This window comes from Prosthecobacter fluviatilis (genome assembly GCF_055388355.1).
The window spans coordinates 2386961-2397897 of sequence record NZ_AP043782.1 but is presented as its reverse complement, the minus strand read 5'-3'; the positions used below and the strand labels follow the sequence as shown (position 1 = coordinate 2397897).

Here is a 10937-nt window from a genome sequence, read left to right as displayed (position 1 = left end):
CATTACCACTTGTTTGCCTGAATCACGTCCTTCTCTCCCTTGAGATAATTCACGAGGTTCAGGGTGGCGCGCATAGCCTGCCGGGGGACGCTCTCGTAAGTGCGTGAGCCGATATGGGGCGTGATGAGGGCCTTGGGGTGCTTGAGCAGCGGGTGGTCAGCAGGCGGGGGCTCGATGTCGAGCACATCGGTGGCATAGCCGCCGACCTTGCCTGCGTCCAGCGCAGCGATCATGTCGGGCATGTGGACGAGCTCGGCACGGGAGGTGTTCACCACCAGCAGCTCTGGCTTCGCAAGCTTCAGACGCTCGGCATTGATGAGGTTGCGGGTGCTTTCGCTCAGGTTCGCGTGCAGGCTTAGCACGTCGATGTGTGGGAGCATCGTCTCAATTTCTTCGTGCTGGGTGATGCCGTGAACGTCCGCAAAGGCCTTGGGCCAGTATTGAGGCAGGTCCATGGCGTGAATGTTCATGCCAAAGGCGGTGGCCCGCTTGGCCACTTCCTGGCCGATGCGGCCCAGGCCTACGATGCCGATGGTTTTGTTCCAGATTTCGTGGCCGGTGACGCGCTTCCACTGGCCGTTGCGCACGGAGTTGGCGGAGTCGACGAGATTGCGTACGAGGGCGAGCAGCAGGCAGAAGGTGTGCTCGGCCACGGTGGTGTGATTCACGCCTGGAGTGAAGAGCACGGGCAGCTTTTTCTCCGTGCAGGCCGCCACATCGATCTTGTCCAAACCGATCCCGTACTTGGAGATCACCCGCAGGCGAGGCAGGGCTTTGTCCAAAACGGCGCGGGTGATTTCATCGTCGCCGCAGAGGAAGGCGTCAAATTCACCAGCGAGTTCCAGCATGCGGCTCTCCGGCAGGGGGCCGCGCTCACGGTGTACGTCGTAGCCTTGGGCGGCGAGCAGCGCGTGGTGTTCGCCGGGGGTGTCCTGATAGCTGGTGGTGGTGAGAAGGATGCGCATGGCTGGAATTCAGATTGCAGATGACGGTTTGCGGAATGAGAAGGTGATCATGGGACAAGACGAAATCGAGCGCAACATGGGCGTGCAGCCTTTGGACGGGATCATGACCGGGCATGAGCTGGGGAATCACGATCTTGTGGCCGCCAGCACGGAGCCCATGACCCACAAAGCCGTGCAGCGCGCCCGCAAAGGCCGCCGCCTGACCAGGCACATGAAGCAGCGCATGGCCGATGCGCTGACTGTGCTCATGCGGCAGAAGGGCATGGAGCTGGAAAAGCCCTGGACGGTGAAGGAATTGTTCACCTACTGAGAGCGTGGAGGACGTGGCAAAACGGATAGCCACAGGTGCATCGCCCGGCTTGCCGGGGGGATTTCACCACGCTAGCATCCGCCCATCATGTCAGACGCCATCGCCAACCGCCGTTTCGTTACTGCTGCCGAAAAAATCGACTATCTTTCTCCTTGGACGCTCGAAGAGTGGATCTGCCGCGGCGACATCGTGAACAACGAGCACCTCATGATGGTGCGGGCCAACATGGAGCCGGGGCGCAGTCATCCCTTTCACTCCCACCCGACCCGTGAGGAGCTGATTTACGTCATTTCCGGCAAGGCCGAGCAGTGGGTCGGTACGCAGAAAAAGATCCTCGGCCCCGGAGACACGGCCTTCATACCGATGGGGGAAGTCCACGGCACCTGGAACGTGGGTGAGGAAATGCTCGTCTTTCTGGCGATCCTCTCTCCCGCCAAGGCGGACGAGCCCGGCCTTGTCGATCATAGCGAAGAGGAGCCGTGGAAGTCCCTGCGCGCTCCCTAGGTGAGGGGGCGCCGGGGTGCGAAGTGCTGTTCCACAGCTTGACTCTCCCCGCTGGCTCGCTTGAGATTGCGTGTCCGCGCCATGGAACTGATCTCGATTGTCGAAGCCCTTCTTTTTGCCTCCCAGGAGCCCCTGGGGGTGCCGCAGATGTGTGCCGCCGTCAAAGACACGGCCAAGGATATTCTGGACGCCGCCAGCGAGTCTGCCGGCGCCGGTGAGGAAAGCCAGATTCAGATCCCGGAGTGGGTCGCCCCGCTGGCACAGACCACCGAGGAGCAGGTGCGTGGTATTTTGGATGAACTCATCGCCCGTTACGAGGCGGAGAAGCACGCTTTCACCCTCGTCGAGCGTGCGAATGGCTGGCGAATTGCCGCCCGTGGTGAATATGCCGAGTGGTGCCGTGCGCTTTATCCTGGCAAGAAGGTGCAGCGGCTAAGCCAGCCCGCGTTGGAGACGCTCGCCATCGTGGCCTACCGCCAGCCCATTACCAAGGCTGGCATCGAGGCGGTGCGTGGCGTTTCGGTGGACGCGATGGTGCAGCAGTTGATTGACCGTGGGCTGATGAAAATCGAAGGCCGCGCCGATCTTCCTGGCCGCCCGCTTCTCTACGGCACCACGGAGGCCTTCCTGGATCACTTTGGTGTGCGCAGTCTGGACGACATGCCCAACGCCTCCGAGCTGCGACGGGTGAAACTGCCCACCGCAGAGGAAGGGGCGCCTGCCGCCGAGCAGCCGCAGGAGCACCAGCTTTCCCTGGCCCCCGTCACATCTGCTGCGGCAGATGATTCCTAACCCCCTCTTTTGACGCGGCCCATGTCCCTTGAAGAAGTTCGCAACAAGATCGACAGCATCGATCAGCAGCTGCTGCGTCTGTTGAACGAGCGTGCCGAGCTGGTGCATGCTGTCGGTGAGATCAAACGCAAGGATGACCTCGACATCTACGTGCCTGGCCGCGAAGACAAGCTGCTGCGCAAGCTGGCGGAGATCAATCGTGCACAGAATGGACGTCTCACCGAGCGTGCGATTCGTGCGATCTACCGCGAGATCATGAGCGCTGCGCTCGCCTTGGAGGACAGCCTCAAAATAGCCTATCTTGGGCCCACGGGCTCCTGGACGCACCAAGCGGCGGTGAACAAGTTTGGCCATTGTGTCGAATACCTTGCTGAAGCCAGCACCGAAGGCGTGTTTGGCCGGGTGGCTGCGCAGATCGCCGACTACGGCGTGCTTCCCATCGAGCACTCGACTGAGGGAGCTGTGCATCACACGCTCGACCACCTGGCCGACAGCGCATTGCAGATCTACGCCGAAATTTTGTGGAAGGCCGATGCCGCCGTCATGGCACAGGGGCCGAACAGCAATATCAGCGAGATTCATGGCCGGGCGCAGATGCTCGCGCATTGCAGGCCCTGGCTCATGCAAAGTTTCCCGGGTGCACAGCTCATCGAGTCCCCCAGCTCCAGCGCGGCGGCCACCCTGGCTGCGCAAAATCCTGCTGTGGCGGCGCTGGGCACTCCCCTGAGCGCGGAACTGCACGATCTCCGTGTCATTGCCACTTCCCCGCGTGAATACGCCACCCAGACGCGGTTCATCATCCTCGGTCGCCGCTCGGGCCCGCCCTCTGGCAATGACAACACCATGCTCATGATCCATGCCAAGGACCGCGTGGGCGCCCTCATGGAGGTGCTGCAGGTGTTTGCCTCGCGGAATGTCAACGTCCGCCAGATCGAGAATCGCCCGACTTCCTGTGGCACCCAGGCACGTTTTTTCCTCGAAATCAGCGGCCATCATACCGATGCCACGCTTCGGCAGGCCATCAGCGCCCTCGAAGTCGAAGGCATCGCCGTTCAGGTGAAGGTGCTCGGCAGCTATCCCGCTCCGGGTTGGGTGGAGGAGCGGTGATTTTCAGGCGCAGAGTGCAATCAGTTGCCATCATCCGGAGCCTGCCTTCTTTCTCCTGATGAGGCTGATTTCGCTCCTGCTTGCTGTCGCGCTGCCTCTGTGGGCAGATGATAAGGCAAAACCGGTGGCTGATGTCCAGCCATGGACGATGGCCGACTATGCGCGGTTTACTCCGGAAACGTTCCGCCAGTACCCTCCTGTGCTGCGGGTGATGCAGCGCGAAAGCATGGATGGCGGGCTGCTGAGCGCAGCGATCTTCTTTGCCACCAATGCTGAGCGTGAGAAGCACAAGCTGCCGCTGTTTCAAACCGCGCGGGCGCTGGCGGCATGTGCCTATGAGCATTCCAGGGACATGGCGTTGGAGAATTTTTTCTCTCATGAGAACCCGCACAATCCTGCCAGACGCACGGCATGGCAGCGCATGGAGGCCTGGGGGCTGAAAAGCGGTGAGCGTGCCGAAAACATTGCCATGCGCACCACGAATGGCCTCACTTACCTCGCTTTCGCTGATGAGATGGTGAAGCTGTGGATGAAATCACCCGGACACAGGGCGAACATCCTCAACGGCAGAGTCCTCTTTCTGGGCTGCGGTGTGCATGCCTGCACGTGTCCGAAATTTCATCTCTATGCCACACAGAACTTTGCTTCGGTGGTGCCGTGAGTGTCTGCAGGATTCAGAGGCCGCGAACGACTCGAAAGCCCACATAGATCGCGCCCAGTTCCCCTGGCAGGCTGAAGCGGCTGGCACAGCGGGCATCGGCGGCTGTGTGCCGCCAGCTTCCTCCTCTGACAACGCAGTTTTTGCCCTTGTCAGGTCCATGGGGGTTCTCCAGCGCAGGCACTGCGTCTCCGTAGTCCGGATCATAAAAGTCCCAGCACCACTCGGCTACGTTGCCAGCCATGTCATGGAGGCCGTATCCATTGCTCTGGTAGCTGCCGGTAGCAGCGGTGTAGGGGGGGCTGCTCATCAGGTGGGCTGCAGTTCCATCATGCCGGCTTTTGTCATAGCTGATGAGGTGTGAGCCATGGTAGTTGGCCTGTTCATGCCTGATTTCGTCCCCCCAGGGAAAGCGGTTGTCTGCGAGGCCGCCTCTGGCGGCGAACTCCCACTCGGCCTCCGTAGGCAGGCGGTAGCCGTTGGCTGCCCAGTTGACATGCTGATTGCCGATGTCCACCATGCCTTTGCGGGCGACGTTTCGCCAGGTCGTTTCGGTGTAGTAACAAGGCGTGAGCCCCTCTTTTTCACTGAGTGCGTTGCACCACTTCACAGCATCCGTCCATGAGATGCCATGCACGGGGTGGTCATGCGCCTTGCCGCTGCCATCTGGAAGATCTGAGTAGCCGTGGCTCCGACCCCACAGCATGACTGTTTCCCAAAGCTCGAGATTGACCTCATGTTTTGCCATCAAAAGCGGTGCCACGCTGACCTGATGAGGCCTCGCATCCTTCAATCCGTCCAAGGAATCCCCCATCGAAAAAGTCCCGCCTTTGAGTGCCACCATCTGTATTTGGCTTCGTGGCACAGGCGCAGAGAGGGTGGCTGCTTTGGGTGAGTCAGTTTGTTTTTCTGAGGCGGCGGGAGCTGCTGGTTGCGGGCTGGACTGCTGAGCCGTGGCGGTAGGCACTGCTGGTTGCGGGCTCGACTGTTGAGCTGTGGCGGTTGGGACTGCTTGCTGCGGGCTGGATTGTTGAGCCGTGGCGGTGGGGATGCCATGACTAAGCCCGAGCAGATAGCCAGCAAAGGCGGCCACTAGAAAGCCCGCATCAGTGACCCACTTGGGCAAAGGCTGGGCACGCCGGTTTCGCCGGGACGGACGGCTGTAGAATGGCCGTTCATTTCCCCAGGCGACTTCATGGGTCTCCTGTTCAGGTTCGGGAGAAGATGGGTTGTCCTGGTGCTGTGTCTCGTGGTACCGCAGCCAGCCAGCCTGCCTTCCGGCATCAATTGCTTTTTGTGGGTAGTCGGAAACGGCGGCGTCGTTTCGATAGGGCATGGAGACTTGAGGGCGGCCTTTGAAAACTTCTGAACAGCTTTTTTCAGTGCATGCAAAACTCATGTCACTTCGTCTCTGAGACTTTTTCAGTACAGCTCAGATCAGGAATAGAATCAGGCAAAGAGCGGAGCATTGCCAGAAGGAAAGCTGCGGGTGATCGCAGTTGAATTAATATTTAGACAGTGCCGTTACAGGCGTCATGAGGTGAGCGGGACAGACTCAGAAAGTCTTTCCCACCCGAGTCCTTGTCTGTCAGGCCTGCCCCAGGGCATTGAGCACTTTTGCGACTGTGTTTTCCACACTCAGACCATGCTTTTTGCGAAGCACTGAAGGGGTGCCGTGCTCGATGAACTGATCAGGCCACCCGATCCGAACGACGGGGGTATGAATGCCCGCATCGCTGAGCTGTTCGATGACACCAGCACCAAAACCATTGCGGAGGACATGGTCCTCGAGGGTGCAGACAACCTTCACCTTCCGGGCAAACGAAGCGATGCAGTCCATATCCAGAGGTTTGATCCAGCGCGGATTGATCAGAGCGACGGAAAGGCCTTTGGCTTCGAGCTCTTTCTTGGCAGCTTCAGCCACGGGGAACATGTCGCCGAGGCCGATGAGGGCGACATCGCTGCCATCGGCAATGACTTCAGCCTTGCCGATCTCGAGCCTGACAGGCTTGTCTTTGGGCGTGACGCCAGGGCCGTTTCCACGCGGGTAGCGGATGGCGATGGGGCCGCTCTCGTAGCATGCCATGGTCCACAGCATGTCCACAAACTCATCTTCATTACGAGGCTGCATGTGGACGATGCCCGGGATGCCACGCAGATAGGCGATGTCGAAAAGGCCATGGTGAGTGGGGCCGTCATCACCGCTGAGGCCTCCACGGTCCATGCAGAGACGCACGGGCAGGTTTTGGATGGCCATGTCATGCACGATCATGTCAAAGGCACGCTGCATGAAGGTGGAGTAAATGGTCAGAAATGGCTTCAGGCCCCGTGTTGCCAGGCCGCAGGCAAAAAGCGCCGCATGCTCCTCGGCGATGCCGACATCGTAGTAGCGCTCTGGAATTTCTTTTTTGAAGACGCTCAAACCCGTGCCCCCGGGCATGGCGCCCGTGATGGCCACGATTTTTTCATCTGCCTTGGCAAAGTCGGTGACACTGCGGGCAAAGACTTGGGAGTAGGTGGGTTTGTCGCTGGTCGGGGTCTCGCCGGTCTCGACGGTGTATTTGCCCAGCCCATGGAACTTGCCTGGATCATTGAGGGCGGGGGTGTAGCCGCGCCCTTTCTCCGTGATGATGTGCAGGATCACCGGCTCATCCTGGGTCTTGAGAAATTCGAAGGTCTGGATGAGCAGCGGGATGTTGTGCCCGTCGATCGGGCCGTAGTAACGGATGCCGAATTCGTCAAAGAGTGAGCTGCGGTTGGAAGGGGTCTGGCTCTGCGGCAGAAGGATGTTCTTGGCGTGGTCTTCGACCTTTTTGGCGATGCGGCGTGCGTCCTCGCCCAGCACGAATTCGAGCAGTTTGCCGGCCTTTTGATGCAGGTTTGCGTAGGCCGGATGGGTGGCGATGGAATTGAAGTACTTGGCGATGGCGCCGACATTGCGGTCAATCGACCACTCATTGTCATTGAGCACGACGATGAGCCGCTTGGTATGTGCGGCGACATTGTTCATCGCTTCAAACACAGGGCCGCAGGTGAAGGCAGCGTCTCCAGCCACGCAGACGACGTGCTCGTCACCTCCGGCGAGATCACGCCCCGTGGCCATGCCAAGGGCGGCTGAGAGGGCAGTGCCGGCATGGCCTGCGCCATAGCAGTCGTGCTCGCTTTCGGTGCGGAGCAGGAAGCCGTTCAGGCCATCGTGCTGGCGGATGGTGTGTATGCGGTCCCAGCGGCCGGTGAGCATTTTGTGGACGTAGCCCTGGTGCGCCACATCGAACACAAAGCGGTCCTTTGGAGTGTCAAAAACCCGGTGCAGGGCGATGCTCAGTTCCACCACTCCGAGGTTTGGCCCCAGGTGGCCCCCGGTCTGACTCAGGGTGTTGATAAGTGTCTGGCGGATTTTTTCCGCGAGGTCAGGCAGTTTCTCCAGCGGCAGGGCTTTGAGATCGGCAGGGGAGTTGATGGCAGGCAGTTGGGTATCCACAGGTCTAAAAAAGTCTAATTTCGCCGCCTTCAGTCTCGGCGGTTTTGCGACGGCGGGCTGGGGAGCGGCTTTTTTCGGTGTCTTCGGCGCTCTCGTCGTTATCGGCGGCATCGTCAAATGATGTGAGCGACGCTTTGCCACCTTCCAAGTCGGCACTGATCAGCTCCACCCGGCGGCGGGCGCCGTCGATGCGCTGACGACACAGCTTGAGGAGACGTACTCCGTCTTCGTAACTTGAAATCATTTCCTCCAGAGAAAGCTGTCCGTCTTCCATGCCCGCGACGATCTCGTCCAGACGCTGCATGGCGTCTTCGAAGGAGGGTTCATCGGACTTGGGAACGGGTTTGCTCATAGGGTGTCTCACCAGCCTGGGCGGCACGGAAGGGCGCCCATTATCCGGGCTTCAAAGAAGCCCGCAAGCAGGAAAAGCCGTGCGTGGAAGGCAATTAACCACCAGATGCGCCTGGCTGAAAACTCAGAATGCCACGCGACTGGCAAATGAGGGGGGATGGCCGCGCCCTCAGCAGCCAATGGCGTGGCAAGAGTCGAGACGTGTCACTCAGAGATGAAAATCGCATTAATTATTAAATTTATATTTATTGCTTTTGAGTATATATTTAGAAGTGAGGATTCATGAAGTCAGACTTTGTCTCTATGCAGGCATCATCGGCGCGATGCTATGGCCGCAGGATGCGCATGCCTATCTGGGCAGTTTTGAAGAGCAAGATGGCTATCGTGTTCCGATGAACGGTCAAATTCTGTCGGGTTACCTGGCTGGAGATGCCCAGTATTATCTCAACAACAACATGGCCAATGGCTACACCGGGGTGGTGCCTGTGGGGGCCTATCCCAATACCTTGGGGGATGGAACGAACGGGCCTGACGTTTCGCGCTACAACGCTGGTCAATACGGCACGAACAGCTACGGCCCGGGAGGTGGGGCGGCGGACATTGCTGACAATTCAGGCCTCTGGAAGGCCCTCTCGGGAGGACGGCTTTATGAAGATGCCACCGCTCCCTACTACTATGGGAGTCAGTATGATAGAAACCAGATTGTCGCCTATCGGAATACCATGCCGCACACGGGCTCGCAAACCCTGAACCTGATGGCGTCTGATCAAAGCCTGAGCTATCTTTACATAATGGACTCCCGTGATTTTGGAGGGATTTCTCCCGCCAGCACCGAGGGATTGCTGGTCAGGATGTCATTCTGGGTCAAACCCTCGGACTGGGATGATCCGGATACAGGCAATATCCTGGGGGTGTCCCTGCTGGATGCAGCCAATCAATTCGTGTTTGAAGTCGGCTACACAGGAGACAATTTCCTGCAGTACCGCCTGAGTGGCGGTGCCTGGCAGACGACGGCCTATCAAATGGGCACCCTGGGCTGGTCTGAAATTACGGTGGCGCTGGATACGCTGAACAATACCGCCAGCCTGGGAATCAGCGCGTACAACGATGCGAATTCGCTGCTGGGCAGCAGTAGCAGTGTCATTAACAGCCTGAGCCTTGGGCTGAGCAGTGGTGCCATCACCGGTCTGCAGTGGGACTTGCGGGGAGGAACGCTGGACAACGGGGCCATCAGTTACATCCAGAGCTTTGATGACTTTAATTTTTCAGTCGCTTCCGTAACGCCCGTGCCGGAGCCCGGCGGGGTGGTGCTGGTGCTTCTTGCGGCGGCGTTGCTGAATGCTCCCCGCAGACGGGGAGGCATGAAAACTCAGGGCCTTGGCTGGGAGGAATAAAGGGGACAAAAAAACACCCGGTCTTGCGACCGGGTGCTTCTCACTGTGCAGATGCTGCTGCGCTTGATTATGCGAAGATATCGAGGACGGGCACCCCCTTGTCGCCGACCGTGAACGGACGGTTCGAAGGAGACATGACCACTTCGTCCACAGGCAGGCCCATGGCGTGGCCGATGGTGGCCTGGAAGTCCTGCGGTGTGCACTGCTTGTCAGCCACACGGCGTCCTTCCTTGTCGGTGGAGCCATAGACGAAGCCACCCTTGACGCCGCCGCCTGCGAAGACGGTGGAGTAGGCGAGCGGGTAGTGGTCACGGCCATCGTTTTCATTGATGTCCGGTGTGCGGCCGAACTCGGAACCCATGACGATCATCGTGGATTCGAACAGGCCGTTGGAGATCAGGTCTTCGATCAAGGCTGCGAAGACGTTGTCCATCGTGGCTGCGGTTGTGCCGAGAGCGGTGTCGATGGTGTTGTGCATGTCCCAGCCACCCGACTGAACTTCGACGAAGCGCACACCAGCCTGAACCAGACGACGGGCAAGGAGGGCTCCCTGGCCGAAGTTGTTTCTGCCGTATTTCTCACGCACTGCCTGAGGCTCCTGGCTGAGATCGAAGGCCTTGAGGTCTTCGCTCTTCATGAGTTTCACCGTTTCGTCATAAAACTCGGAGTAGGACTTCACCTCGTCCGACTGGAATTTTTTGCGGAAGGAGGCGTCGAATTCGTCGGTCAGAGACAGACGCTTCTTGAACTGATCTTCCGAGGTAGTCGGCTTGATGTTCTGCAGGCCGGTCTCTGGATTGGAGATCGGGATGGGGCTCATCGTGGTCGGGAAGAAGCCTGCGCCAGGGAACGCATTGCCGCTGTTGACGACCACGCTGTCCGGCAGGGTTGGCCCCTTGATGCGGCCCAGGAAATGAGAGGCCCAGGCGCCGATGCAAGGATGAACGATCGTGCCACGGGGTTCATAACCGGTCTTCATCACATAAGTGCCCTGATCATGCACCCCGGTTTTGGAGCTCATGGAGCGGATGATGGAGAACTTGTTGGCAATTTTGGCCATCTTTTCCATGGTCCCGCCGAGACGGTCCATATTGCCAGAGCCTGCATTCGCCTTGATGGGGTCGGTCGGGCCTTTGGTTGGTCCGTCCTTGGGATCCCAGGTGTCGATGTGGGTCATGCCGCCACCCATCCAGAGGAAGATGACGTTTTTGGCCTTGCCGAATCCGGGGGTGCCAGCACCTGTGGTGCCTGCCGCAGCCAGATTCAGAGAGGGCATGACGGTCACGCCGAGCGCGGCCTGGGCCGTGCGCATCATGAAGTCACGACGGGCGATGGGGTTAAGCTTGTTGAGTTCTGATTTCATAAAATAAGGATT

11 protein-coding genes are annotated in these 10937 nt (G+C 59.2%); 6 read left to right on the top strand and 5 right to left on the bottom strand.

Features of this window, described 5'->3' with window-relative positions; all coding sequences use genetic code 11:
* Positions 1-2: 2 nt before the first annotated feature.
* Positions 3-965: a phosphoglycerate dehydrogenase gene (locus ACZ5WW_RS09270; RefSeq protein ID WP_377164883.1), complete on the bottom strand. Its 963-nt coding sequence runs from the start codon at positions 963-965 to the stop codon at positions 3-5.
* 49 nt (positions 966-1014) lie between these two features.
* Here ACZ5WW_RS09270 and ACZ5WW_RS09265 point away from each other — a divergent pair, with 49 nt between their 5' ends.
* From ACZ5WW_RS09265 to ACZ5WW_RS09245, 5 genes are all read left to right on the top strand, one after another.
* Positions 1015-1275, top strand: a complete 261-nt coding sequence (locus tag ACZ5WW_RS09265; protein WP_377164885.1) for a hypothetical protein — start codon at positions 1015-1017, stop codon at positions 1273-1275.
* Positions 1276-1362: 87 nt separating this feature from the next.
* Entirely contained in the window at positions 1363-1779 is a 417-nt protein-coding gene (locus ACZ5WW_RS09260) for a cupin domain-containing protein (protein WP_377164887.1), read from the top strand.
* A gap of 81 nt (positions 1780-1860) precedes the next feature.
* Positions 1861-2571, top strand: coding sequence for an SMC-Scp complex subunit ScpB (gene scpB / locus ACZ5WW_RS09255; RefSeq protein WP_377164889.1), 711 nt, complete (start codon positions 1861-1863; stop codon positions 2569-2571).
* A 21-nt stretch (positions 2572-2592) separates the two neighbouring features.
* Entirely contained in the window at positions 2593-3678 is a 1086-nt protein-coding gene (gene pheA / locus ACZ5WW_RS09250; RefSeq protein ID WP_377164891.1) for a chorismate mutase, read from the top strand.
* Positions 3679-3736: 58 nt separating this feature from the next.
* On the top strand, positions 3737-4339 hold the full coding sequence (locus tag ACZ5WW_RS09245) for a CAP domain-containing protein (protein ID WP_377164893.1): 603 nt from the start codon (positions 3737-3739) through the stop codon (positions 4337-4339).
* Between the two features lie 13 nt (positions 4340-4352).
* On the opposite strand, the gene ACZ5WW_RS09240 is transcribed toward ACZ5WW_RS09245, so the two are convergent.
* The 3 genes from ACZ5WW_RS09240 to xseB form a co-directional block, all read right to left on the bottom strand.
* Positions 4353-5150 carry a formylglycine-generating enzyme family protein gene (locus ACZ5WW_RS09240; RefSeq protein WP_464694250.1) on the bottom strand — a complete coding sequence of 266 codons (798 nt, stop codon included), beginning with the start codon at positions 5148-5150 and terminating at the stop codon, positions 4353-4355.
* Positions 5151-5924: 774 nt separating this feature from the next.
* A complete protein-coding gene (gene dxs / locus ACZ5WW_RS09235; RefSeq protein ID WP_377164897.1) occupies positions 5925-7817 on the bottom strand; it encodes a 1-deoxy-D-xylulose-5-phosphate synthase in 1893 nt (630 codons plus the stop codon).
* A 4-nt stretch (positions 7818-7821) separates the two neighbouring features.
* Positions 7822-8169, bottom strand: a complete 348-nt coding sequence (xseB, locus tag ACZ5WW_RS09230) for an exodeoxyribonuclease VII small subunit (protein WP_377164899.1) — start codon at positions 8167-8169, stop codon at positions 7822-7824.
* A gap of 271 nt (positions 8170-8440) precedes the next feature.
* On the opposite strand from xseB, the gene ACZ5WW_RS09225 reads away from it, so the two are divergent.
* Positions 8441-9562 (top strand): hypothetical protein, encoded by a 1122-nt coding sequence (locus ACZ5WW_RS09225; protein WP_377164901.1) that lies wholly within the window; start codon positions 8441-8443, stop codon positions 9560-9562.
* Between the two features lie 67 nt (positions 9563-9629).
* Here the strand turns inward: ACZ5WW_RS09225 and ACZ5WW_RS09220 are convergent, their stop codons facing one another.
* Complete coding sequence (locus ACZ5WW_RS09220) at positions 9630-10925, bottom strand: DUF1501 domain-containing protein (RefSeq protein ID WP_377164903.1); 1296 nt, start codon at positions 10923-10925, stop codon at positions 9630-9632.
* Between the last annotated feature and the right edge of the window lie 12 nt (positions 10926-10937).